This window comes from Streptomyces sp. NBC_00287 (assembly GCF_036173105.1).
Classification (GTDB): domain Bacteria; phylum Actinomycetota; class Actinomycetes; order Streptomycetales; family Streptomycetaceae; genus Streptomyces.
In genome coordinates this window covers 8,390,448-8,413,724 of the sequence record NZ_CP108053.1, presented here as the reverse complement: position 1 = coordinate 8,413,724, position 23,277 = coordinate 8,390,448, and the positions used below count along the sequence as shown (strand labels likewise).

The 23,277-nt window shown below is 70.5% G+C and carries 21 protein-coding genes and 1 pseudogene; 15 read left to right on the top strand and 7 right to left on the bottom strand.

Features of this window, described 5'->3' with window-relative positions:
• The first annotated feature begins 563 nt into the window (after positions 1-563).
• The 3 genes from OHT76_RS38195 to OHT76_RS38185 all read left to right on the top strand — a co-directional run bounded on the left by OHT76_RS38195 (position 564) and on the right by OHT76_RS38185 (position 3,388).
• Positions 564-1,493, top strand: a complete 930-nt coding sequence (locus OHT76_RS38195) for an SGNH/GDSL hydrolase family protein (RefSeq protein ID WP_328875452.1) — start codon at positions 564-566, stop codon at positions 1,491-1,493.
• Between the two features lie 73 nt (positions 1,494-1,566).
• Entirely contained in the window at positions 1,567-2,250 is a 684-nt protein-coding gene (locus tag OHT76_RS38190) for an SDR family NAD(P)-dependent oxidoreductase (RefSeq protein WP_328875451.1), read from the top strand.
• 94 nt (positions 2,251-2,344) lie between these two features.
• Positions 2,345-3,388 (top strand): zinc-dependent alcohol dehydrogenase, encoded by a 1,044-nt coding sequence (locus OHT76_RS38185; RefSeq protein WP_328875450.1) that lies wholly within the window; start codon positions 2,345-2,347, stop codon positions 3,386-3,388.
• A 75-nt stretch (positions 3,389-3,463) separates the two neighbouring features.
• Here OHT76_RS38185 and OHT76_RS38180 read toward each other — a convergent pair whose 3' ends face one another.
• The gene (locus tag OHT76_RS38180) at positions 3,464-3,964 is read right to left on the bottom strand and encodes a MarR family winged helix-turn-helix transcriptional regulator (RefSeq protein ID WP_328875449.1); all 501 of its coding nucleotides are present in this window, start codon (positions 3,962-3,964) and stop codon (positions 3,464-3,466) included.
• Positions 3,965-4,055: 91 nt separating this feature from the next.
• Between OHT76_RS38180 and OHT76_RS38175 the strand changes: the two genes are divergently transcribed.
• From OHT76_RS38175 to OHT76_RS38155, 5 genes are all read left to right on the top strand, one after another.
• A complete protein-coding gene (locus tag OHT76_RS38175; RefSeq protein ID WP_315888117.1) occupies positions 4,056-4,844 on the top strand; it encodes an electron transfer flavoprotein subunit beta/FixA family protein in 789 nt (262 codons plus the stop codon).
• Positions 4,845-4,898: 54 nt separating this feature from the next.
• The gene (locus tag OHT76_RS38170; RefSeq protein WP_328875448.1) at positions 4,899-5,861 is read left to right on the top strand and encodes an electron transfer flavoprotein subunit alpha/FixB family protein; all 963 of its coding nucleotides are present in this window, start codon (positions 4,899-4,901) and stop codon (positions 5,859-5,861) included.
• Positions 5,862-5,962: 101 nt separating this feature from the next.
• Positions 5,963-7,114, top strand: a complete 1,152-nt coding sequence (locus OHT76_RS38165) for a sensor histidine kinase (RefSeq protein ID WP_328875447.1) — start codon at positions 5,963-5,965, stop codon at positions 7,112-7,114.
• Positions 7,102-7,755, top strand: coding sequence for a response regulator transcription factor (locus tag OHT76_RS38160; RefSeq protein WP_328875446.1), 654 nt, complete (start codon positions 7,102-7,104; stop codon positions 7,753-7,755). Before OHT76_RS38165 ends, OHT76_RS38160 begins: the two co-directional genes overlap by 13 nt.
• Before the next feature lie 170 nt (positions 7,756-7,925).
• On the top strand, positions 7,926-8,105 hold the full coding sequence (locus OHT76_RS38155; RefSeq protein WP_328875445.1) for a hypothetical protein: 180 nt from the start codon (positions 7,926-7,928) through the stop codon (positions 8,103-8,105).
• A gap of 28 nt (positions 8,106-8,133) precedes the next feature.
• On the opposite strand, the gene OHT76_RS38150 is transcribed toward OHT76_RS38155, so the two are convergent.
• Positions 8,134-8,616 carry a cation:dicarboxylate symporter family transporter gene (locus OHT76_RS38150; RefSeq protein WP_328875444.1) on the bottom strand — a complete coding sequence of 161 codons (483 nt, stop codon included), beginning with the start codon at positions 8,614-8,616 and terminating at the stop codon, positions 8,134-8,136.
• Positions 8,617-9,062: 446 nt separating this feature from the next.
• Here OHT76_RS38150 and OHT76_RS38145 point away from each other — a divergent pair, with 446 nt between their 5' ends.
• The 4 genes and pseudogenes from OHT76_RS38145 (at position 9,063) to OHT76_RS38130 (ending at position 12,817) form a co-directional block, all read left to right on the top strand.
• On the top strand, positions 9,063-9,899 hold the full coding sequence (locus OHT76_RS38145) for a hypothetical protein (RefSeq protein ID WP_328875443.1): 837 nt from the start codon (positions 9,063-9,065) through the stop codon (positions 9,897-9,899).
• 5 nt (positions 9,900-9,904) lie between these two features.
• Positions 9,905-10,321: pseudogene (locus tag OHT76_RS38140) on the top strand (DedA family protein); the annotation flags it as partial.
• Between the two features lie 190 nt (positions 10,322-10,511).
• Positions 10,512-11,903, top strand: coding sequence for a PEP-utilizing enzyme (locus tag OHT76_RS38135; RefSeq protein ID WP_328875442.1), 1,392 nt, complete (start codon positions 10,512-10,514; stop codon positions 11,901-11,903).
• On the top strand, positions 11,900-12,817 hold the full coding sequence (locus OHT76_RS38130) for a hypothetical protein (RefSeq protein WP_328875441.1): 918 nt from the start codon (positions 11,900-11,902) through the stop codon (positions 12,815-12,817). Before OHT76_RS38135 ends, OHT76_RS38130 begins: the two co-directional genes overlap by 4 nt.
• Positions 12,818-12,855: 38 nt before the next feature.
• Here the strand turns inward: OHT76_RS38130 and OHT76_RS38125 are convergent, their stop codons facing one another.
• Both OHT76_RS38125 and OHT76_RS38120 read right to left on the bottom strand, forming a co-directional pair.
• The gene (locus OHT76_RS38125) at positions 12,856-13,875 is read right to left on the bottom strand and encodes a helix-turn-helix domain-containing protein (protein ID WP_328875440.1); all 1,020 of its coding nucleotides are present in this window, start codon (positions 13,873-13,875) and stop codon (positions 12,856-12,858) included.
• Positions 13,876-13,897: 22 nt separating this feature from the next.
• A complete protein-coding gene (locus OHT76_RS38120; RefSeq protein ID WP_328875439.1) occupies positions 13,898-14,872 on the bottom strand; it encodes an alpha/beta hydrolase in 975 nt (324 codons plus the stop codon).
• A 343-nt stretch (positions 14,873-15,215) separates the two neighbouring features.
• On the opposite strand from OHT76_RS38120, the gene acs reads away from it, so the two are divergent.
• A complete protein-coding gene (acs, locus tag OHT76_RS38115; RefSeq protein WP_328875438.1) occupies positions 15,216-17,114 on the top strand; it encodes an acetate--CoA ligase in 1,899 nt (632 codons plus the stop codon).
• A gap of 788 nt (positions 17,115-17,902) precedes the next feature.
• Here acs and OHT76_RS38110 read toward each other — a convergent pair.
• The 3 genes from OHT76_RS38110 to OHT76_RS38100 form a co-directional block, all read right to left on the bottom strand.
• Positions 17,903-19,435, bottom strand: a complete 1,533-nt coding sequence (locus OHT76_RS38110) for an MFS transporter (protein WP_328875437.1) — start codon at positions 19,433-19,435, stop codon at positions 17,903-17,905.
• A 193-nt stretch (positions 19,436-19,628) separates the two neighbouring features.
• Positions 19,629-20,444, bottom strand: coding sequence for a siderophore-interacting protein (locus tag OHT76_RS38105; protein ID WP_328875436.1), 816 nt, complete (start codon positions 20,442-20,444; stop codon positions 19,629-19,631).
• A gap of 23 nt (positions 20,445-20,467) precedes the next feature.
• Positions 20,468-21,040, bottom strand: coding sequence for a TetR/AcrR family transcriptional regulator (locus OHT76_RS38100; protein ID WP_328875435.1), 573 nt, complete (start codon positions 21,038-21,040; stop codon positions 20,468-20,470).
• A 70-nt stretch (positions 21,041-21,110) separates the two neighbouring features.
• Here OHT76_RS38100 and OHT76_RS38095 point away from each other — a divergent pair, with 70 nt between their 5' ends.
• Both OHT76_RS38095 and OHT76_RS38090 read left to right on the top strand, forming a co-directional pair.
• On the top strand, positions 21,111-22,370 hold the full coding sequence (locus OHT76_RS38095) for a hypothetical protein (RefSeq protein WP_328875434.1): 1,260 nt from the start codon (positions 21,111-21,113) through the stop codon (positions 22,368-22,370).
• A gap of 280 nt (positions 22,371-22,650) precedes the next feature.
• Positions 22,651-23,148, top strand: a complete 498-nt coding sequence (locus OHT76_RS38090) for a flavin reductase family protein (RefSeq protein ID WP_328875433.1) — start codon at positions 22,651-22,653, stop codon at positions 23,146-23,148.
• Positions 23,149-23,277: the final 129 nt, after the last annotated feature.

Sequence of the window (23,277 nt, the reverse complement as noted above, 5' to 3'; positions counted from 1 at the left end):
GCGACCGATCCGCAGGGGCATGTCCCACGGCAACGTGCAGGGCGACGCCCGCACACCGGCGGTCGACGTGCCGGTCACGCCGAGTTCCTCGCCAAGTGCCGGACAGCACCGCCGACACCCTGAGCCCAGTTCCCGGTAGACGCGGACGGCGAACTCCTGATCACCACCGGCCTCGGTCTGGTCCACAGCCTGACGTTCGCTGACGTTCGCTCACTGATCAGCAACGTGACCCAACTCCTCCGAGCAAGCCCGAACTGTTTACAAAGCGCAAGCAAAACCCACAGAGCTTGCTTGACTTAAGTAATCGCCACATGGTTGCCTAAGTTAAGCAAGCTAGCCGGTGGCAGCACCGCGGCTCGCAGACCGGGGCGTTCTTGAGCGGAGGCGCCCCACAGCGTCGAAGCCCGTGGGGACGGGGATCGGCGCTCCCCGTACCGGGCGGGCGGACCCCTCCCCCCGTCCGCCGCCCGGTGCGGGGGCATACGGCGACCGCATCCCGCGATCCCTTGTCGCCGCCCCCCTCGAACCCGATGTGCGGCCCCGCCCGAAGACAGGACACACCGATGCGACCGAAGACACGGACCAGCCTCGTCGGCGTCCTCACCTGCGGCGCGCTGATCGCCGCGGCCGTCATCACTCAGCACGACGGCGACACAGGGAGCCCGAGCCGCCTGGCGCGCGGCCCGTACGTCGCCCTGGGCGACTCCTACACCGCCGGGCCGGGCATCTCCCAGGACAGCGGAGATCCCGCCGGGTGCGATCGCTCCGACCGCAACTATCCGGCCCTCGTCGCGGAACGGCTCGACCTCAAGACGGCCGACTTCCACGACATGAGCTGCAGCGGCGCCGTCATCACCGACCTCACCGCACCTCAGTCGACCGACGACGGAACCAACCCGGCCCAGCTGTCGGCGCTGTCCGGCCGAACCCGGCTGGTCACGCTCGGAATCGGCGGCAACGACATCGACTTCAGTCCGATGATCAAGCGGTGCGTGGGCGCAGGGGCTCTCTACCGCGCCCTGGGCAGCGGGAAGTACGTCCCCGACGACTCTCCCTGCGAGAAGCAGTACGTCTCCCACGGCACCGACGAGGTACGGCGGAAGATCGATGCGGCGGGTGAACATCTCGCTGACACGCTCGGTGAGATCGGACGGCGGGCGCCACAGGCACGGGTGTACGTCGTCGGGTATCCCGAGATCCTGCCGTCCCGCGGTGACGACTGCCTCCGGGCCATGTCCCTCGCTCCCGGCGACGTGGCTTTCCTCCACGAGAAGGAACGGCAGCTCAACGTCATGCTGCGCGAGCGTGCCGAGGCCGGCGGCGCCGAGTACGTCGACACCTACACGTCCTCCCGCGGGCACGGCGCCTGCGCCGCCGAGGACACCCGCTGGATCGAACCCCTGGTCCCCACCGCTTCCGCAGCCCCCGTCCACCCCAACGCACGCGGGGAGCGCGGCATGGCCGACGCCGTTCTGAAGGCCCTGGAGAGCTGACCTCCCCGGTACGTCGGGCTCGCCCGCGCACCGCCTCTCCCCCACACCACACGGAGCAAGGAGCACCGCCACCATGAACACCGGTCTCCGCGGACGCAGCGTCGTCCTCGCCGGCGCCGGGTCCGACGTCGGCCGGGCCACAGCCGTACGACTCGCCGAATCGGGCGCACGTGTCCTGGTCACGGACCTGAGACGGGCGCGTGTCGAGAGGACCCTCAAGGCTGTCACCGATGCGGGAGGCACCGGCACAGCGGTCGTCGGCGACCTCAGCGACCAGCGGGTGGCGGAACACGTCACGGACACCGCCTTGGATGTCTTCGGCGGTGTGGACGTCCTCGTGAACAGCTCCACCATCACGGACGGCATCTCGGCTCTCGGCGAGACCGAGATCGCCGAGTGGTACCGGGTTCTGGAGGTCAACCTGACAGCGCCCTTCCTGCTGACGCGCGCCGTGCTGCCGCACATGCTCGCCGCCGGGCGCGGCTCGGTCGTCTTCGCCCTCTCCGGGGCGTGCCCGTACGGGAGCGGGACCGGGACCGCCCGCACTGCCGCGGATCACGGCGTCATGGGCCTGGTGCGGTCACTCGCCGACAGGTACCGCGGCAGCGGGGTACGCGCCAACGCCGTTTTCCGCGCCGGCAGCGTCGGCGGCAGCGCCGAGGACGTGGCCGCCGCCATCGCCTTCCTCGCCTCGGACACCGCCCGCGCAGTCAACGGCCTCGCCCTGCCCGTCCACGACGGATGGTCGGCCGTCTGACGCATCCGCGCTCCGGGCGGGTCAAACTCCCCGGAATCCGTCCGGGCCCGGCCGGGCCCGGCAACACATGCAACACCCAGAGAAAGGATCCCCGATGACCACCATGAAGTCCGTGCAGACCGCCGGCGTGAACAAGGTCGACGCAGTGGATGTCGAACGGCCCGTCCCCGGCCCGAAGGACGCCCTCGTGCGGATCCGCGCCTGCGGCATCTGCGGCACCGATGTCACGTTCCTGCACATGGGGGGTATGCCCGCCCGCGCCCACCTCGGCGGCGACATGGTCCCCGTCCCGCTCGGCCACGAACCGGCCGGTGAGGTCGTGGAGCTCGGCGCCGAGGTCACCGGCCTCAAGGTCGGCGACCGGGTGGTCGTCAACCCGCAGGACGCTCCCACCGGCATCATCGGCTGCGGCGGCAAGTACGGCGGCATGAGCGAGTACCTGCTCATCGAGAACGCCGAGGTCGGCAGAAGCGTCGCGGTCTTCCCCGACACCGTGCCCTTCGACGTCGCCTCGCTCAACGAGCCCATGGCCGTGGCCCGGCATGCCGTCAACCGCTCCGAGGCCCGGCCCGGCGACAAGGTCGTCGTCTTCGGCGCCGGGCCCATCGGCCTGGGCGCGGCGATCTGGCTGAAGCTGCGGGGCGTCGAGCACGTTGTCGTCGCCGACGTCATCCCCTCGCGGCTGGAGAAGGCGCTGGCCGTCGGGGCGGACGCGGTGATCAACTCGGCGGAGGAGGACGTGGCCGCGCGGCTGACCGAGCTGCACGGCCAGGCCGCCAACGCGCTCGGCCAGCCCCGGCCCGGCACCGACATCTATCTCGACGCCGCCGGTGCGCCCGCCGTGTTCAACACGGTCATCGCCTCCGCGAAGTGGCACGCCAAGCTGGTCATGGTCGCCGTGCAGAAGAAGGGCTCCGAGATCGACCTCGGCGGCATGCTCCGCAGCGAGCTGACCCTCATCGCCTCCCAGGGCTACCCCACCGAGATCTTCGAAGTCACTCCCGAACTGGTCGAGCACCAGGACCGCTTCGCCAAGCTCATCAGCCACCGCGTGCCCTTCACCGAGGTGGACCGCGCCTTCGACCTCACCCTCACGCCCGGGGCCGCCGAGAAGGTCGTCGTCACCTTCGAGGACTGATCGGGGACTTGACGAAGTCGGGTACGGTGCCGCGCCCCGCGAGGGCGCGGCACCGAGCGACCGGGACGGACACCGTCAGGCGGAGGGCGGCCCGTCGACGGCGGCCTCGGTATGCCTGACGAAGTCGGCAACCAGTCGGTGGAACAGCGTGGCGAGCTGCTGCAGTTCTTCCTCCGACCAGTCCGCCAGCGCAATTTCCATGCCCCGGCGGCTTGCCTCCCGCATGCGGTCGACCGCGGCCAGGCCGGATTCAGTGATCTGTACGCGCTGGGCTCGGCGATCGTCCGGGTCGGGCACACGCTTGACGAAGCCGGAACTCTCCAACTGCCGGAGCTGCCGCGTGACGTGCGAAGCCTCCACGGAAAGCCGGACGGCCAATACGCCGGGCCGGAGCGGCTCACTCTCGGCAACGTGCCGAAGAATCGCGGCGGCGGCCCGATCGAGCGACAGCCCAGCCACTCCCATCAGTCTCTCGTGCTGGCGAGCCCGGCCCGCGAGATAGGTGATGCGCGTGAGGGCCTGCTCGATCTCGGTCACTTGCGACCGGGCGACCGGTGCGGACGGCGGTGTGGGCATACGCACACGGTATACTAATTGCCTAACTCAAGCAAATTCGAGGCTACATTGATGCGCACAAACGCCCTCGCTGATTGACAGAATTTCGATGGTGAGCTTGAGGATCGTTGTCACTGTGAAGTACGTGCCCGACGCCACTGGCGACCGGCACTTCGCCGATGACCTGACCGTCGACCGGGACGACGTGGACGGTCTGCTCTCCGAGCTCGACGAGTACGCCGTCGAGCAGGCGCTGCAGATCTCCGAGAACTCGGACGACGACGTCGAGATCACCGTTCTGACCGTGGGCCCCGAGGACGCCAAGGACGCGCTCCGCAAGGCCCTTTCGATGGGCGCCGACAAGGCGATCCACGTCGAGGACGACGATCTGCACGGCACCGACGCCATCGGCACCTCCCTGGTGCTGGCCAAGGCGATCGAGAAGGCCGGCTACGACCTGGTCATCTCCGGTATGGCCTCCACCGACGGCACCATGGGCGTCGTCCCCGCGCTGCTCGCCGAGCGCCTGGGCGTCCCGCAGGTCACCCTGCTGTCCGAGGTCTCCGTGGAGGACGGCACGGTCAAGGGCCGCCGCGACGGCGACGCCGCCTCCGAGCAGCTCGAGGCCTCCCTCCCGGCGGTCGTGTCGGTCACCGACCAGTCGGGCGAGGCGCGTTACCCGTCCTTCAAGGGCATCATGGCGGCCAAGAAGAAGCCGGTGGAGTCCTGGGACCTGGAGGACCTGGAGATCGAGGCCGACGAGGTCGGTCTGGAGGGCTCCTACACGGTGGTCGACTCCGCGGCCGAGCGTCCGGCCCGTACCGCCGGCACGATCGTCAAGGACGAGGGCGAGGGCGGCAAGCAGCTCGCTGAGTTCCTCGCGGGCCAGAAGTTCATCTAAGGCCCAACACCCTTCCGCCCCCTCAGACTTCGCATTCCGCAGGAGATCAATCCCATGGCTGAAGTTCTCGTCTATGTCGACCACGTGGACGGTGCCGTCCGCAAGCCCACCCTCGAACTGCTGACGCTGGCCCGCCGTATCGGCGAGCCCGTCGCCGTCGCGCTGGGCAACGGCGCCGCCGACACCGCCGCCGTCCTCGCCGAGCACGGCGCGGTGAAGGTCCTCACCCACGACGCCTCCGAGTACGCCGACTACCTCGTCGTACCGAAGGTCGAGGCCCTGCAGGCCGCCTACGAGGCCGTCTCCCCGGCCGCCGTGCTGGTCCCGTCCTCCGCCGAGGGCAAGGAGATCGCCGCCCGTCTGGCGCTGCGCATCGGCTCCGGCGTCATCACCGACGCCATCGACCTGGAGGCCGGCGACGAGGGTCCGGTGGCCACCCAGTCGGTGTTCGCCGCCGCCTTCACCACCAAGTCCCGTATCGCCAAGGGCACCCCGGTCATCACGGTCAAGCCCAACAGCGCGGCCGTGGAGGCCGCCCCGGCCGCCGGTGCGGTCGAGGCCCTCGCCGTGGCCTTCTCCGAGAAGGCCACCGGCACCAAGGTCACCGCGCGCACGCCGCGTGAGTCGACCGGCCGCCCCGAGCTGACCGAGGCCGCGATCGTGGTCTCCGGCGGCCGTGGTGTCAACGGCGCCGAGAACTTCGCGATCATCGAGGCGCTCGCCGACTCCCTCGGCGCGGCCGTCGGTGCCTCGCGTGCCGCCGTCGACGCCGGCTGGTACCCGCACACCAACCAGGTCGGCCAGACCGGCAAGTCGGTCTCGCCGCAGCTGTACGTCGCCTCCGGTATCTCCGGCGCGATCCAGCACCGCGCGGGTATGCAGACCTCGAAGACGATCGTGGCGATCAACAAGGACGCCGAGGCCCCGATCTTCGACCTGGTCGACTACGGCGTGGTCGGCGACCTCTTCGACGTCGTCCCCCAGCTCACCGAGGAGATCAAGACCCGCAAGGGCTGAGACCTCCGGCAACCGGCGACAGACAGGGTGTAGTTGGCTACACCCTGGAAAGGAGAGTGTGCTCCATCATGGCCAAGGCCGAGACCCCCTAGCGTTGCCGCATGTGGAAAATGGTGCGCCGCGCCGCTTGGGCCACGGTCCACCTCTTCGTGGCCGCGGCGATGGCGTTCGGCATGTGGATCTTCATCACCGTGCTGCTGATCACCGCGATCGGCACGGTGGTGGTCGTCGGCGCCTGGCTGCTGCCCGAGACGGTGCTGCTGATCCGGCGGATCGCTGGCGCCAAGCGGAGCATGACCGCCGCGTGGACCGGCGTGAAGATCCCCGAGGTCTACCAGCCCCTGACCGGCACGATGCGCGAGCGGTTCCTGAAGGCCGTCCGCGACCCCGGCACACACACCGATCTGCGCTGGATGGTCGCCTACTGGTTCTACGGCGCGCTGCTCGCCCTCGCACTGCCGCTGTGGCCGGTGGGGCTGATCGTCGACGGAGTGTGGTGCGGGCTGCTGCGCCGCGAGGCGGTCGTCCTGCCGCTGATCGTGCGGCTCGCGGACCTGGAGGCCGACTGGTCGACCGCTCTGCTCAAGCCGTCCCCGCAGGCACAACTCACCGCCCGGGTGGAGGAGCTGGCGGCGACCCGCGCCGACGCGATCGCCGCGCACGGCGCCGAACTGCGCCGTATCGAGCGGGACTTGCACGACGGGGCGCAGGCGCAGCTCGTGGCGCTGTCCATGCGGATCGGACTCGCCAAGCGCGCCTACGAACGTGACCCCGAGACCGCACTCAGGCTGCTGGACGAGGCCCAGGACCACGCCGAGAAGGCACTGACGGAACTGCGGCACGTCGTGCGCGGCATCCACCCGCCGATCCTGACCGACCGCGGCCTCGTCGGCGCGGTGCGGGCGCTGGTGAGCAGCAGCGGGCTTGAGGTCTCGCTGGACGACGGCGGCCTGGACCAGGGTGTGCGGGCGCCCGCTGCGGTGGAGGCGGCCGCCTACTTCGTGGTCGCCGAATCGCTGACGAACATCGCCAAATACAGTGGCGTGACCCGAGCCGAGGTCCGGCTCGCCCGCGTCCGGCGCGGTCTGCGGGTGCGGGTCTGGGACGAGGGCCGGGGCGGTGCCGACGAATCCGCCGGCTCGGGGCTGTTCGGCATGCGGCGACGGGTCGCCGCACTCGACGGGACCATGGACGTGTCCAGCCCCGTCGGTGGGCCGACCGTGATCGAAGTGGAGCTGCCATGCGTGTGGTGATCGCCGAGGACAACGCCCTGCTGCGGGAAGGGCTCGTACTGCTCCTGACCTCGGCCGGACACGACGTCGTGGCCGTGGCCGGCAGCGGACCCGAGATCATGCCCGCGCTGCTGGAGCACCGCCCGGACGCCGCCGTACTCGACGTGCGGATGCCGCCGGGCTTCCGCGACGAGGGCCTGCGGGCCGCTCTCGAAGCACGGCAGAAGATTCCCGGCCTGCCGGTGCTCGTGCTCTCGCAGTACGTCGAGGAGTCCTACGCCACCGAGCTGCTGAGCGGCGGAACCAGCGGCATCGGATATCTGCTCAAGGACCGGATCGGCCGCGTGGACGAGTTCCTCGACGCGCTGGAACGCGTCGCGGCCGGCGGCACGGCCCTCGACCCCGAAGTCGTCACCGAACTCCTCACCCGCCGCCGCGACACCCCGCTGGACTCACTCACCCCCCGCGAGCGCGAGGTGTTGAAGCTCATGGCGGAGGGCCACGACAACGCCACCATCGCCAAGACCCTCGTCGTCACCGAACGCGCCGTGCACAAGCACATCGGCAACGTCTTCCTCAAACTGGGCCTTCCCCCGAGCGACACCGGCCACCGCCGAGTCCTCGCCGTCCTGGCATACCTGGCACACGCACCGCGGGCATGACACGGCAAAGCCGGCAACGCCCAGCCCGGCAGAGGGGTGTAGCGGGCTACACCGCTGATTCGGGAGGCGGCTCCCTCGTGGCGACGGGCCGATCACGGGATCGTTGATCTCGCAAGGTAAGCGACTCCCCGCCGGGGATGTCCACGGCCCTTCCCCGAAAGGAATCTCCCGTGAAAGCGCTCCTCTCCTCCCCGCCCGTCCTGTGGTTCCTGTTCCTGTTCAACCTCACCGTCGCCGCGGTCGCTCCCTTCGCCGTCGACGGCGCACAGGGCCTTCTCACGAGCGCCGGTATGGGCGCCGTCGCGCTCGGAGCGGGCGTCGGCCTCCTCAAGGGCCGCGCCGCGCAGTAGCGGTGGGCCAAGACGTGTCTACGACAGGTCAGCGCCGTCGGGCTCGCCGTCCGGGACCGTGAGGGGCACAGGCACCCATGGCGTCGCGGACGTCGCGCAGCCCTTCACCGCCGGGGGGAGCCGGTACTCGACCCGCGGGGGGATCTCCCGTAGCACCGAATGAGCTGAGCGACCGCCGGCCGCGGAATCGATCCGCCATGGCGACGATCGTGCCGACCTGGAAATATGCCAGCGCCTTGATCCCGGTGAGCCCGACCTTCTTCAGGTCCGCGACGCCCGCTATGCCGCCGACGATGGTCAGGAACACGATCGGGCCGATCAGCATCTTCATCGCGGTGATGAACGTCGTACCGAGCGGCTCCATGGCGGCGGCGAGCTCCGGCCACCGCCAGCCCAGCACGATGCCGATCACGATCGCCACCAGAACCTGGACGTACAACTGCCGGTACCACGGCTTCGCCGCGATGCGCGTGGCCTGTGCGGCTCGCTCGTTGTCCGGGGTTTGCGTCATTGCAGCCTCCCTGATCGCGCGACACCGAGCCCGATCGGCACGCGCCAGCTTGGGCCACAGTGAATCGGGCCACACGTCAGGGGTCCACGACCAAAAATCGATGCCCCGTATAGGCCGGGCCTATCAGTACCGGCACTGGCCCCGGGCGCCACTGCGCGCGCGAGGGGGCGGGACATACAGGTGACGCACGTCATACCCGGCCGCAGAAATAAATGGACCGGGCGGCCCACTTATTTTGATCAGTAAGACGAGACAGTCGGCGCGCCCTCGGATGACGCGCCGCTGACTGATCAGGAGGCCGCCGTGACCCAGTCCATATCGCTTCGGGACGGCACATCCCCGCAGTCGGGCGTGGCGAGGAAGAAGACCGAACGCGTCATGCCGCTGTGGGAAGCGGCCAGGACGCAGCGCCTGAGGAGCGTGGCGCACGATGCCGGAGGGGCCCGATGAGCTGCGTCGCCGCCCGCGGTTCACGCAGCCGCGGATCCCGGCGCACGCCGACTCTCAGCCGGACCGTGCCGAAGGAGGCGCACGTCCGGCGGAACCTGCGGCGCGCGATGGCGGGCCTGGCGGCGACGCTGCTCGTGTACTCCGGCCTCCTCGCCGTCTCCGTCCGTGAGCAGGAGTCCCTCGTCGAGGTCGGCTGGACGTCATCCGCCGCCGAACATCTCCGCACTTTTGGGACTGCTGTCGCGGAGAGAGGTGCGGCGTTCCTTCACGATGGGGTACAGGCGCTGACCTGGATCCTTGCCCCCGCCTCGCTGCCCCTGGCGGTGTTGAGCCTGTTCTGGCTGGCCCGACGGGATCAGCACGTCTATATGCGCCTTGCCATCGCGTTGCTGATGTCCGGCACGGCCGGTCTCGGCGTATTCGCCGTGGTGCGGGGGTGGCCGGTGGACGAGGCGTCCCTGCTCGGTGACTACGTGACACTGCCCGGTGTACGTGCGGGCTGGTACGTGCTGATGGCGCTGGCGGTGATCGCCACCATCCCGAAGACCTGGCCGCGGGCGGCCGTACTGCTGATCGCGCTGCTCGCGGCAGTGGCAGCGGCGTCGAACGGGGACAGCCCCTGGCTCGCAGCGCTGCCGGCCGTGGTCGTACCGCTTCTGGCGTGGGTCGCTGCAGGACACCTCCCGCAGGACAAAGAGAAGTACTCACGTGGGGGCGCGAACGCCTTGCCCGCCGGGGATTCGCAGGGACGGGTGCTGTCGTTCCGGCCCCGCACCCGGGCGCCGGAGCCGACGGACACCCCGGTACCCGCCCCGCTGCGGCAGGCGGGCTGACGGCCATGGACGTCGACGCTCTGATCGAGGCGGCCGGATGGTGGTCGTACATCGTCGTGTTCGCCGTGACGGCCGGTGAGACCAGCGCATTCATCGGTGTGCTGCTGCCCGGCGAGACCGTCATCCTCCTCGCGTCCGCGATCGCGGGCCGAGGCGACCTCAACCCGGTGCTCCTCGCTGTCCTCGTCGTGGCCGGTGGCATGACCGGCGACAGTCTCGGCTATGCACTGGGGCGTTGGTACGGGCGACGCCCGCACACGCGGCTGGCCCGCTGGGTACGGCCCGGCAGTCGGATCGGCCAGGCCCATGACTTCCTTACGCGTCATGGCGGGGCAGCGGTCGTCACGGGCCGGTTCATCGGATTCGTACGAGCCTTCATCCCCTTCGCCGCCGGGGCGTCCGGCATGCCGTACCGCCGCTTCTTCCTCTTCAGCACGCTCGCCTCGCTGATCTGGGGCATCGGAAACGTGCTCCTCGGCTACTTCGCCGGCGCCGCCGCCAGCGACTTCCTGCGGCCGAAGCGCGTGGCCACCGGCTGCTGTCCCATCGGCGACGGGTGGCGCTGGTGGACCTGGCGAAGAAGACGGAGCGGGCGTTCGGCGGACCCCAGACATGGAGTTCGGCTTCGACGCGGACGGAAAGCTGTGGCTCTTCCAGGCCCGGCCCATCACCGCGATGGGCGCACGGCCGCCGCGCGGCGCGCGCCTGTTGGGCCCCGGTCCGGTCGCCGAGACCCTGCCCGGGGTGCTCCAGCCGCTGGAGGAGGACCTGTGGGTGACCCCGATGTCCCACGGCCTCACCCTCGCCCTCGACATCGCCGGCTCCGCGCCCCGCCGTCAGCTGCGCAAACTGCCGGTGGTGACCACCGTGGACGGACAGGCCGCCGCCGATCTGCGACTACTGGGCGCCATCCCGTCCGCCCACCCGGTCCTGGACTTCATCAACCCGGCACCGGGGGCCCGCCGGGCGGGCGCGGCCTGGCGGATCGGGCGGCTGCGTTCCGCACTGCCGCTGCTGGCCGTCGACCTGATGGCGGACGTGGACCGGCAGCTGGCCGACTTCCCGCCACCCCGGGAGATGCTCAGCGGTCAGCTGCTGGACGCCGTCGCGTGGGGCCGACAGGTCCTTGGGTCCCTGCATGCCCAGGAGTCCCTGGCGGGCGCGCTGCTCGGCGCGGGCAGCGGCGCCACCGCGGCGGGCGAAGCGCTCGCGGAACTGACAGAAGGCCGTAGACGAGGCCTAAGTGACGAGCAGCTCCTGGAACGCCACCCTGTTCTGCTGGCCCTGCTGCCACCGACCCTCGGCGACCGCCCGCCGCTGCCCACACAGACCGGGTGGACCACGGCACCGCGCGGTGTGGGCGCGCTGCCCGTACGGGAGGGGCTGCGGCTGCGCATCCGCTGGGTGCAGGAGATGCAGGCGCAGATGGTGCGGGATCTCGCACAGCGGGTCGAACCCGGTGAGTGCGGGTTCGGGTCCTCCCGTCTGGTGCTGCTGCGCTGGGAGGAACTGGTCGACGCAGCGGACGGCAAGGGTTTGCCGGCCGATCTCACCGAGCGACTGCCCCGCGAGGACACCGGCCCGCTGCCCGCCGCGTTCCGCCTGGCCGACGGCCGCCCCGTGGCCCAAATCCCGCCCGGACACCGGGCCTCGGGCGAGGGCCAGGGGGCCGGCGGCGGCTTCGGCACCGGAACGGCCTGGGACGGCCACGGCACCCGCCCCGAACACCCCGTACTCGTGGTCCGGTCCCTCGACCCCGCCCTGGCCCCCCTGCTGCCCGGCCTGACCGGGCTCGTCGCGGAGACCGGCAGCGCCCTGTCCCACCTCGCCGTGCTGGCCCGCGAATACCGGGTGCCCACCGCAGTGGGCGTTCCGGCGGCGGTCGACCGCTTCCCCGCCGGAACGCCGCTGACCGTGGACGGCGGAACAGGAGAGGTGACCGTGAACGACACCCCCGGCACGGCACCAGAGCCCACATCGATCCGTGAGGAGTCGGCGGCATGAAGACCATCAGACTGGTCGGCTACACCTTCGGCGGCCTGTCCGCCGCCTACGCCGGCTACTACACCGTGCTCTACCTGACCCGCTGGGAATGGCAACGCGCCCTGATCTCCGCCGCCCTGCTCATCGTCGTCGAGGTCTTCCTCGCCACCGTCCTGCTGCTCACCCGCCTGAGCCGCCTGGAAGACCGCCTTGAGCAGTCCGACGCCCGCGTCGAGGAGGTGCGCAAGCGCCTCGAACAGACCCGCGATCCGGTACCGAACCACTTCAACTGGCTGGCCGCCGTCGACCGGACAGAACTGAACGGCACACAGCGCACCTTCGTCTTCGTCCCCGTCCTCATGGTGGCCGGCGCGGCCCTGTCCGGTCTCGCCCTGGTCATCCAGAAAATCGCCGGAGCCACCGCGCGACCGGGCGCGGAACGCCGACTGGCCGGACGCCTGGCGGCGCTGACCGCCCCGCCGCTCACCGCGACCGTCCCCCTGGAGAGCCACCCTGCGCTACCGCCGGCCCGCACCGGCCGCAAGGCACTCGCCGTCGCGGCAGCCGTAGGCGGCCTGATCCTGGTGCCCCTGCTGTGGTCCGCTCTGGCGGACGCCACCCAGACCAGGCCCGAACCGGCCCCCGCCGCGGCGAGCACCACCATGGTCTTCCGTGTCGAGACCTACGGCGACCAGAGCCCGCAGGCGGTCCAGCTCGCAGCCACCGACCTGTGGGAGACCTGCCGCCGCTCCACCGCCGCCCGCAACGACGACGCCACGCTGAACCGCATGAACGACGGTGTCTACACCGCCGTCATCCGCCCCGCCCTGCCGCAGCACGACGTGATGCGCCTGCGCGGCTGCCTGCAGGACGCCAACACCAATCGCACCAGCGCCGTCGTCCTCCGAGAAGGGCAGGCCGAACAGCGGAGCTGAACATCTGTCAAGGGGCGGGTGCCGTGGGCTCCACCGGCTCAGCCCCGGGCCAGGCGTCGCGTCGTCAGGGCCACATGCAGCCGCAGACGGCCCTCCGAGTTGCGCAGGGGCCAGCCCAGCAGCGCCTCGGCGCGGGCGACACGGTCGTGCAGGGTCGAGTGGTGGACGTGGGCGATGGCCGCGGCCGCCCGCAGGCTCGGTGAGGTGGCGACCGCGTGGAGGGTGGCGAGCATCCAAGGGGCGTCCCCCGCTGCGGAGTCGACGGCGCGGGCGTCGGGCGGCGGTGGCGAACCGGGAGCGATGTGGTCGGCGAGGAGCGCGATGTCTCCCAGGGCCTCGGCATGGACGACCGATGGGCCGGGATCCGTCAGGGTGCCTTCCGCGGTGAAGCGCAGCGCGGAGCGGGCGGCGGCCCAGGACCTCGGCAGGTCGAGCACGGGAACGGCGGGGCCGATCCCGAGACGGCCCGCCGACAGGTCGGCGGAGGCAGGCAGGCCGGATGCCGACACGGGCACGACCCGGGGGCGCCCTCCCAGCGGGGCGAGGGCGCATGCGCGCGCCGCAGGATCGGACGTGTCGAGACCGAGGTGTCCAGCCGCGCGCAGCCGGGCCTGTTCGGGCGCGGTGGGATCGAGCACGGTTTCGACGGCTGCCGGATCGTCGGCCGGTACGACGGGAGCGTGGCCGCGTGTGCGATCCAGGACGCGGCGGATGGCACCGGCCGCTCGTTCGAGGACGACCGCGTCGACCACGGAGGCGTCCCCGGCTCGCTCCAGCCAGAAGGCGGGGGCGGCACCCGGGGTCAGCGGCGCGGACGGCCAGGCGGGGTCCGCCGGGCCGCTGGTGTCGGCGCGTGCGCCGTCGGCCTCGACACGGACGTGCACCCGCCGGGAGGCGTCGTCGAGCCGGGCAGGACAGCCGGACAGGACGGCGGCACCCCGCACCAACGCCTCCAGTCCGGCCCGGGACTCGTCCAGTTGGTCGAAGTAGGCGATGACCCTGACCGCGGCGCCGGCGTCCGGATCCAGCGCGTTCAGGCGTCCGACCAGTTCTCTCATACGTCCATGGTCCGCCGTCCGGTCACTCGCCGAGAAGTCGGCGCAGCCACTGCAGGCGAGCGGCCACGGTGGCCTGGGACAGCGCGGCGTGCGGAGCCAGTCCGTCGTAGCCGTGGAAACCGCCGGGCCACACGTGCAGCTCGGCCACGCCGCCGCAGCGCCAGATGGCGGAGGCGTAGGCGATGGCCTCGTCGCGGAAGGTCTCGGCGGAGCCCACGTCGATGAAAGCCGGCGGGAGTCCCGACAGGTCCTCGGCCCGGGCGGGTGCTGCGTGGGCGGGGACGTCCGGGCCGCCGCGCCGCTCGCCCAGCAGCGCCGTCCAGCCGATTTCGTTCGAGGCGCGGTCCCAGACCCCGCGGCCCGCCATCTGCCGGGCGGACAGGGTGTCGTTGCGGTCGTCCAGCATCGGGCACATCAGTACCTGTCCGAGCGGCTGCGGTCCCTTTCGGTCCCGCGCGAGCAGGGCGAGCGCCGCAGTCAGCCCGCCACCTGCGCTGGTGCCCGCGACGATGATCCGTTCGGGGTCGCCGCCGAGTTCCGCGGCGTGCTCCGCCGTCCACACGAATCCCGCGTAGACGTCCTCCACCGGCGCCGGGTAGGGGTGCTCCGGCGCCAGCCGGTACTCGACGGACACCACGACCGCGTCCAGTGCCCGCGCCCAGTCCAGGACGAGATCGACGCCGATTCTGTTGTTGCCGATGAGCATCCCGCCACCGTGCGCGTAATAGAGCACGGGCCGCGGGCCGCCGGACTTCGGGGCAACCGGACGGCAGATCAGCAGGGAGACGTCGGGGTCCCCGTCCGGGCCCGGCACCGTCCGGTCCTCGACCTGGAAGAACCCGCCGCAGCTCAGCTGCTCGTCGCTCGGCCGCATCGCGGCCTCGCCCCCTCGCATGGCGGCGACCACGTCCAGGGTGAAGACCGGGGGAAGCCGTTCGGAGACCACCGCCAGGGCGGCGGCGAGTTCGGCGTCGAACGGGGGCGGTACCAGGGACATGGATTCCTCCTGACTGACACGACCCGGCATGTCCACGCAGGTCGTACGAACATTCTCAGGCGGCCATCCGGATCGGTGAGCCGCCGAACAGTGGGAGTTCCCCGACAGATGGCGGGGCAGGGCGACATCTCCCCAGGGGCGCGATGCTCCCCCGCCGACTGGCGGGGAATCGCCGACGTACGTCGGCTGTCCGGCATACGCGGCGCTCTCCACACTGAGCAGGACGTTTCCGCCGGGCGGAGAGCCGACCAGGCCCGCGCAACGCCACCGGGCCGACGCCCCCGGGAGATCTCGTACCGCAGGCAGGTTCCCGGCATCCCGCCCCCATCGAAAGGGCCTCGCCATGACGACACCCGCCCCCCGTGAGCAGTCGACCGAGGCGGCCGTTCCCCCCTCCGCGGCAGAGGCCGACCGGGAGGCGTTCTGGGCTCAGCAGGCCGGACAGCTCGACTGGGACACCTCGTGGCAGACCGTCCTCGACTGGAGTGACGCTCCGTTCGCTCGCTGGTTCGAAGGCGGCAGGCTGAACGTGGCGCACAACTGCGTGGACCGGCACGTCGAGGCCGGATACGGCGACCAGGTCGCCTTCCACTGGGAGGGAGAGCCGGGCGACACCCGGATGATCACCTACGCGGACCTGCGGCGGGAGGTGAACAAGACGGCCAACGCCCTGCTTACGCTCGGCCTTCAGGCCGGTGACCGGGTCGCCATCCAGCTTCCGATGATTCCGGAGGCCGTGTTCGCGATGCTTGCCTGCGCCCGGCTGGGGCTGGTGCACAGCGTGGTCTTCGGCGGCTTCTCCCCCGCCGCGCTGTGCTCGCGCATCGAGGACGCCGACGCCCGCCTGCTGATCACCGCCGACGGACAGTACCGGCGTGGCGAGGCCGTACCCATGAAGGACGGCACCGACCAGGCCGTCGCCGACTGCCCGGGTATCGAGCACGTTCTCGTCGTCCGCCGCACCGGCACCCCGGTCGCGTGGACCGAGGGCCGGGACCTGTGGTGGCACGACCTGGTGGAGCCCCAGCCCGACCAGCACGAGGCGGAGGCGTTCGACGCGGAGCATCCGCTGTTCATCCTCTACACCTCGGGCACCACCGGACAGCCCAAGGGCATCCTGCACACCTCCGGCGGCTACCTCACGCAGGCCGCGTACACACACCGCACCGTCTTCGACCACCGACCCGGCCAGGACGTCTACTGGTGCACGGCCGACATCGGCTGGATCACCGGCCACACCTACATCGTCTACGGCCCGCTGGCCAACCGAGCCACCTCCGTGCTGTACGAGGGCACGCCCAACACCCCGCACGAAGGACGGCACTTCGAGATCATCCAGAAGTACGAGGTCTCGATCTACTACACCGCCCCGACACTGATCCGCACCTTCATGAAGTGGGGCGAGCACATCCCGGCCGACTACGACCTGTCCTCGCTGCGCGTGCTGGGCAGCGTCGGCGAGCCGATCAACCCCGAGGCGTGGCGCTGGTATCGCGAGCACATCGGCGGCGGCCGGACACCGGTCGTGGACACCTGGTGGCAGACCGAGACCGGCGCCGTCATGATCGCCCCACTGCCGGGGGCCGGCGAGCCGAAGCCCGGCTCCGCCCAGACACCACTGCCCGGCGTCTCGGCGCTGGTCGTCGACGACGAGGGGCAGCCGGTGGACAAGGGCGGCAGCGGCTATCTGGTGCTGGACCGGCCCTGGCCGTCCATGCTGCGCGGGATCTGGGGCGACCAGGAACGCTTTCGGGACACCTACTGGTCCCGGTTCACCCCGCAGGGCTACTACTTCGCCGGCGACGGCGCCCGCTACGACGACGACGGCGACATCTGGGTCCTCGGCCGGGTCGACGACGTCATGAACGTCTCCGGACACCGCATCTCCACCGCAGAGGTGGAATCCGCCCTCGTCTCGCACCCGGATGTCGCCGAGGCCGCGGTGGTGGGCGCCTCGGACGCCACCACCGGCCAGGCCATCATCGCCTTCGTCATCCTGGGCGGGGCCACCCGGGAGACCGACACCTCCGTGGCCGCGCTGCGCGAACACGTGGCCCGGGAGATCGGCCCGATCGCCAAGCCCCGCCAGATCCTCGTCGTCCCCGAACTCCCCAAGACGCGTTCCGGCAAGATCATGCGCCGCCTGCTGCGGGACGTCGTGGAAGGCCGGGAGGTCGGCGACGTCACCACGCTCGCGGACGCGTCCGTGATGGACCGGATCAACGCCCGGCTCGGCGGCTGACCGAGCGAGATCCTCGCCGAACGGCGCTTCACCGGCGGCGTCTTCGGCAGTACGCCACCCAAGGCAGCGCGGCCTTCGACTGGTTCGAGCTGCGGGCCGCCTGACGGACGGTGGCCCACTACGGCCTCGCCCGCCCCGGTCAGCCGGCGGTGGGGCCGCAGTTGGACGACCACGATCGAATACGCCGGTGGCCGGGACGCCGCGCCGGTAGAGGACGGCGGTGACGATCAGGCCTGCCGTGAAGAAGGCGGCGGACCACCAGTAGGCGGGTGAAGTACGCCTCCAAGCTGGACTGGGCCCTGCTGTGAGCCGTGGGTGGGATGCTCGGGCCGGTCGGCGGCACGATCGTGTTCGGGTGATCGTTCATCACCGGGCCATCTCGGAGTTCGTCAGGACCCGCAACGCCCGCAGCAGCAAGGCTGCGTGACGGACATTCATCCGGACCTTCGTCAAGATCCGCCAGCTGAAGGTCCGCGAAGCCGTGCTCCACCGGTGCCCGTTCGCTGCTGATCAGCCGGTTCGCCTCCTTCAGGCGTGGGCATGGTGCCCGACCCCAGCGAGTCCCTCGCCGGGAGGGCGAAGGCCCGGGTGAGGGCAAGGACGGACTCGGGTGGCTGCGGGAGTTCGGACCAGTGCACGGCCTCGATGCGCTGCGGGGTCGTCATGGGTGTCCAGTCCTGTACGGCGGAGGCGTCCCGGTGCGGCGCCTCCGCCGTACGTCGTCGTGATCGTTGCGGGCGCGGTACGCCGCCCTGTGCGGGATCGGCCCGCGTGGACGATCGCAGCGGTCAGCCCATGTGGACGGGCGCCGCGCCCTCGGTGTGCTCCTGCTTGCCCGCGTTGATGGCCAGGACCGTGACCGCCAGTCCGCCCAGAAACATGGCGCCCGAGGCGATAAAGGCCATGGTGTAGCCGTGGGTCAGCGCCTCGCCCGCCTTCGCGACCAAGGTGAGGTCCTGGGTGGCTTGGCCCCTGAAGAGGGACGAGGCGGCGTCGGGCAGCTTGTCGTTCGCGGCTGAGGTGGAGATGGTCGACAGGACCGCGAGCCCGAGTGCGCCACCGATCTGCTGGGCAGTGTTCAGGAGCGCCGAGGCCATGCCGGTGTCCTGGTGGTCGACGCCGCTGACCGCACCCAGCGTCATCGGGACGAAGCTCATGCCGAGCCCGACCGCGGTGACGAACATCGCCGGCAGCAGATGTCCGGCGTAGGAGGAGTCGGGCTCCAGGGCGGCGAACCAGAGCATGCCGCCCGCGCCGACCAGCAGGCCCGGTCCGGCGATCAGCCGGGGAGACATGCGGGCGATCAACTTGGAGCTCAGGCCGGCGGCGGTCCCCATGCCGATGGTGAAGGGCAGGAAGGCGAACCCGGTCTTGATGGGGCTGTAGCCGAGGATCAGCTGCATGTAGAGCGTCAGGAAGTAGAACATGGCGAACAGGCCCGCACCGATGAACAGCATCGTGCCGAAACTGCCGGAGCGGTTGCGGTCCTTGAACAGCCGCAGCGGCATCATCGGCTCCGCGGCGCGCGCCTGGATGATGAGGAACGCCGCCAGGAGTACGGCGGCCGCCGCGAAGGACGCCAGCGTCAGGCCGGTCGTCCAGCCGTGCTCGCCGCCGCGCGTGATGCCATAGACGAGGGCGATCAGTCCGCCGGTGCCGGTGATGGCGCCGGGGACGTCCAGGCGGCCGGGGCTCCGCTCGGCCTCGACGAGGGATTTCGTGCCGGCGAGGACGGCCAGGCCGATGGGGATGTTGATGAAGAACACCCAGCGCCAGTCGAGCGCGTCGGTCAGCGTGCCACCGAGGAGGAGGCCGACCGTGGCACCGACGCCGGCCATGGCCGCGTACACGCCCATGGCCGTGTTGCGGGACTTGCCCGCCGGGAAGGTAGTGGTGATCAGGGCCAGCGCGTTGGGCGCGGCGAGGGCGGCGCCTACGCCCTGAAGGATACGGGCACCGATCAACAGGCCCTCGTTCGGGGCGAGTCCGCCCAGCAGCGAGGCGAGGGTGAAGACGGCGATGCCTGCCTGGAACATCCGCCGCCGTCCGAAGAGGTCACCCGCTTTGCCGCCGAGCAGCATCAGCCCGCCGAAGGCCAGCGCGTAGGAGTTGACGATCCACGCCAGGTTCGCGTTGGAGACGCCCAGGTCGGTCTGGATGGCGGGCAGGGCGATGTTGGTGATCGTGGCGTCGAGGATCACCATCAGCTGGGCCGTGGCGATCACGAAGAGCGCCAGGCCGAGGTGCCGCCCGCCTGGGGAGGCCCCGGACGCATCGGTACCCGGCTGTCCGGGGGTCGTGGTGGTGCTGTAGGCAGACAAGGGAGAACTCCAAAGAGTGGGCGAGGGGCGCGGAAAGGTCATTCACCGGGACAGGGAAGTGACGTGGGTGTCAAAGCCGGTGCCGGTCCGGATGGAATGGGCACACAGGGCGGGCGGCACGTCGTCGAGTGCCGTGTGGGGAGGAAGAGTCGCTCGCGGTGGCACGCGGGAGGCACGCGTCGGGGGATGCCTCTCAGCCGTGGCTGCTCTTGCCGTGCCTCCAGTAGCCGAGGAAGGAGACGTCCGACTTCGGGACGCCCTGGTCCTTGACCAGATGGCGCCGCAGGCCGGTGGGCAGGCCGCTCTCGCCCGCTACCCAGCAGTAGATGCGCTGCCCCGGGAGGAGCTTCCAGGAGGACGTGACCGTTTTCAGGGCCAGTTGTCCCGGTACAGCGGCGTGGTCCTCGCGGGGCAGCCAGTGGACGGTGACTCCGGCCGGTGCCGCGACCGGTCGGATGTCCCTGCCGATTGGCACTTCGAGGTAGGCGTCGCCGGTGAGCTCGGGCGGTGACTGTTCCAGGATGGACAGGAGAGCCGGTAGGGCGCTCTCGTCGCCGACGAGCAGCTGGGACTGGGCGGTCGGGGTGGGGAGGTAGCCGATTCCTTCGGGGAACAGCCCCACCGGGTCGCCGGGGCGGGCATGCGAGGCGAACGCGGAGGCGGGGCCCACGTCGGCGTGGTCGCCGTGCAGGACGAACTCGATGTCCAGTTCGCATGCTTCGGGGCGGAACGCGCGCACGGTGTAGAGACGGACCCAGGGGCGGACGGCCGGCCGCATAAGCATGAACTGGGCCAGCCAGCCGTTGTGCGAGGCGGTCGGCATGGCGAGTTCCTGCTGGCCGTCGCGGCGGAAGAACAGCCGACAGGACTGGTCGACGCCCATCGGCTCGAAGTCGGCCAGGTCGGGGCCCTGGAGGGTGAGGGTGACGAAGCTCGGGCTGGTGCGTGCGGTGTGGGCGACCGTGGCGCGGAGCATTCTCCGCCGGGGCGGTGACTTGTGTCGGGGCATGGTGGAGCTCCCGGTGGGGTGGGTCAGGCGGAGTGCGTGAAGGCGGGCAGGAGGATCTCGTCCGTCAGACGTTCGAGAAACGCGTCGGTGACGGGGACGTCCGCCACGAGGATCCGATTCATCAGCACGCCCTGCGCCAGCTCACTGAGCCAGGACAGGTCCACGCCCGAACGCAGTTCCTCACGGCCGTGAGCCCGGTCGATGACCTCTTCCCACATGCCGTCCAGGGGCTGGGCGAGCCGGCGTTCGGTCGCCTCGCGCAGGTCCGCGTCACGGCGGATGGCGTCCACGAGGTTGCGCAGCATGGCGCCGTCCCGCTTGAGCCAGTTGCTGACCAGCCGCAGCGCTTCCAGTACGTCGGCGCGGAAACTTCCCTGGTCGGGCACGGTGAAGGAGAAGCCCACCCGGCGGCGTACGGCGTCGATGACCAGTTCGTGCTTGGTCGGCCAGCGTCGGTAGAGGGTCGTCTTGGACACGCCCGCCCTGGCCGCCATGGCGTCGAACGTCAGCCGGTCGAAACCGACCTCGCTGAGCAGCTCCACGGCCACGTTGAGGATGTGGCGCTCGCGTTCTCTGATCTTGGCTTGGGATTGCACAGTACGAAACTGTAGCGTACTACTGAAGTAAGGCAAGCCTTAGTAATTGCGAACCGAGGAGAAGCGACCCATGTCACGGACCCCCCACGCCGAAGTTCTCCAGACATCCCGGCCCGCCGAAGCCGACGCGCCCCGACCGTCCGACGAATCCGCGCGCTACCTGGAGCGCATCGACGGCATCCTGCCGGTGCTGAGGGCGAACACCCTGAAGGCAGCCGACCTGCGGCGCGTGCCCGACGAGAGCATTCGGGCGATGACGGATGCCGGGGTCTTCCGCGCGGTGCAGCCCCGGCAGTGGGGCGGGCTGGAGGTCGACCCGTCGACCTGGGAGGAGGGGCTGGTCCGGCTCGGTTCGGCGTGCCCGGCCAGCAGCTGGGTCGGCGCCCTCCTGGGCGGGCACGCCTGGTACCTGGGCCTGTTCTCCCAGCAGGCCCAGCAGGACGTCTGGGGCGAGAACCGGGATACCCGTGCGGCCTCGTCCTTCGCTCCCACCGGCACGGTGGAGCGCGTCGGTGACGGATTCCGTCTCACGGGGCGGTGGAAGTTCCTCAGCGGCGTCGACCACGCCCAGTGGATCCTCCTCGGCGGCGTCATCCCGGACGAGGGCGACGGCCCCGAGTTCCGGGCGTTCCTCGTGCCGGCCTCCGACTACGAGATCGACCAGGACAGCTGGCGGGTCTCGGGCCTCCAGGGGTCCGGCAGCAAGGAGGTCACGGTCGATGCCGCCGTACCGGAGTACCGGACCCTGACCGTCGACGCGCTCTACCACCACACCGAGCCGGGCAAGGCCGTCAACACCGGCCCGATCTTCGACCTTCCCTGGATGTCCATGTGGGCCTACAACATCGCGTCCTGCGCGATCGGTGCCGCGACCGGAGCGCTCGACGCCTTCATCGACGACAACAGGCGCCGCGTGTCGGCCGTGACCGGCGCGCCGGCAGCGCAGAACGCGGCCCTCCATACCCGGCTGGCCGAGGCCGTGACCCTGGTCAGGGACGCGCGTGCGCGCATCCCGCGCACCTGGGACCCCATCTACGCCGACGTCGTCGCCGGCGTGCCGGTCTCGGCCGAGAGGCGCGTCCAATCCCGGTTCGAGGCCTCCCACGCCATTGCCCAGTGTCTCGGCGCGGTCAACAAGGTGTTCGAGATCGGCGGTGGCGCCGTCATGGGCAGCGACAAGCTGTTCCAGCACTACCTGCGCGACCTGATGGGCATGCGCAACCAGCCCATCGCGATCTACGAGAACCAGGCCGGCCTGTACGCCACCATGCTGTTCGGCGCCCCGGTGGAACTACCGTTCACCAAGGCGCACATCGGCTGCGTGCTCTGAGGCCGACACGGCCTTCACCGCGAGGGCCCGTCCGGGCTCAGCACCTCCACCAGAACATGCGGATCCGCGTCCGCAACGGTGAGCCCGGACCTGTCCAAGCCACACTGAACGCCTCGTCGATCGCGGCCAGTTGGCCGGCTCCGTAACTACCGGAGTGCCGGCGGGAGTCGCCTTCGACGGCGCCACCCCACCGAGCCCGCGCCCCGCCCCATCGCCCTCCTGCGCACCACGCGCACGAGACTCAATCTCCATCACGCACTTGGTGGGAGTGAACACTCTTATGACAGACACCATCAGCACCGAAACCCGCCGTTTCCGAGAGGCAATGGCGTCCTTCCCCTCCGGCGTCACCATCGTCACCACCGCCGACGAGACCGGACAGTGGAGCGGCTTCACGGCGACCTCGTTCTGCTCGGTCTCGATGGAACCCCCACTGATCCTGGTGTGCCTGGCGGCCAGCGCCGAATGTCATCCCGCTTTCACCAGCGCCGCACGCTGGCTCGTCCACGTCATCACCGACGAGCACACGGAACTCGCCGTGCGGTTCGCCACCCGTGGCGCCGACAAGTTCGCGCACCCCAGCTTCGCCCCCAACGAACACGGACTTCCCATGCTCGACGGGGCCGCGGTCACCCTCGAATGCAGCACCTACGAGATCCACCCGGCCGGCGACCACACAATCCCCCTCGGTCGCGTCGACAACGTCCGCCTCAGCGAGGGCATCCCAACCCTCTATTACCAGCGCGACTTCCAGCGCCTTGAGCAACAAGGCCGGTAGGTGTGGAGAGAGAACAAAGGTTGCCCGCCTACTGACTTCCTTCTTCACGGTGCATCTACTGGTCCGCAACCCGTGGGTACTCCAGTGACCCTGAGCCTGATGTTCTCCGGCGTCCGTTGGAGGCCTTCC

Coding starts and splice junctions, on each gene's coding strand:
- OHT76_RS38095 (WP_328875434.1), top strand. CDS start 21,111: ATGTCACGGACCCCCCACGCCGAAGTTCTCCAGACATCCCGGCCCGCC.
- acs (WP_328875438.1), top strand. CDS start 15,216: ATGACGACACCCGCCCCCCGTGAGCAGTCGACCGAGGCGGCCGTTCCC.
- OHT76_RS38160 (WP_328875446.1), top strand. CDS start 7,102: ATGCGTGTGGTGATCGCCGAGGACAACGCCCTGCTGCGGGAAGGGCTC.
- OHT76_RS38120 (WP_328875439.1), bottom strand. CDS start 14,872: ATGTCCCTGGTACCGCCCCCGTTCGACGCCGAACTCGCCGCCGCCCTG.
- OHT76_RS38165 (WP_328875447.1), top strand. CDS start 5,963: ATGTGGAAAATGGTGCGCCGCGCCGCTTGGGCCACGGTCCACCTCTTC.
- OHT76_RS38180 (WP_328875449.1), bottom strand. CDS start 3,964: ATGCCCACACCGCCGTCCGCACCGGTCGCCCGGTCGCAAGTGACCGAG.
- OHT76_RS38105 (WP_328875436.1), bottom strand. CDS start 20,444: ATGCCCCGACACAAGTCACCGCCCCGGCGGAGAATGCTCCGCGCCACG.
- OHT76_RS38090 (WP_328875433.1), top strand. CDS start 22,651: ATGACAGACACCATCAGCACCGAAACCCGCCGTTTCCGAGAGGCAATG.
- OHT76_RS38130 (WP_328875441.1), top strand. CDS start 11,900: ATGAAGACCATCAGACTGGTCGGCTACACCTTCGGCGGCCTGTCCGCC.
- OHT76_RS38190 (WP_328875451.1), top strand. CDS start 1,567: ATGAACACCGGTCTCCGCGGACGCAGCGTCGTCCTCGCCGGCGCCGGG.
- OHT76_RS38135 (WP_328875442.1), top strand. CDS start 10,512: ATGGAGTTCGGCTTCGACGCGGACGGAAAGCTGTGGCTCTTCCAGGCC.
- OHT76_RS38145 (WP_328875443.1), top strand. CDS start 9,063: ATGAGCTGCGTCGCCGCCCGCGGTTCACGCAGCCGCGGATCCCGGCGC.
- OHT76_RS38185 (WP_328875450.1), top strand. CDS start 2,345: ATGACCACCATGAAGTCCGTGCAGACCGCCGGCGTGAACAAGGTCGAC.
- OHT76_RS38150 (WP_328875444.1), bottom strand. CDS start 8,616: ATGACGCAAACCCCGGACAACGAGCGAGCCGCACAGGCCACGCGCATC.
- OHT76_RS38125 (WP_328875440.1), bottom strand. CDS start 13,875: ATGAGAGAACTGGTCGGACGCCTGAACGCGCTGGATCCGGACGCCGGC.
- OHT76_RS38195 (WP_328875452.1), top strand. CDS start 564: ATGCGACCGAAGACACGGACCAGCCTCGTCGGCGTCCTCACCTGCGGC.
- OHT76_RS38170 (WP_328875448.1), top strand. CDS start 4,899: ATGGCTGAAGTTCTCGTCTATGTCGACCACGTGGACGGTGCCGTCCGC.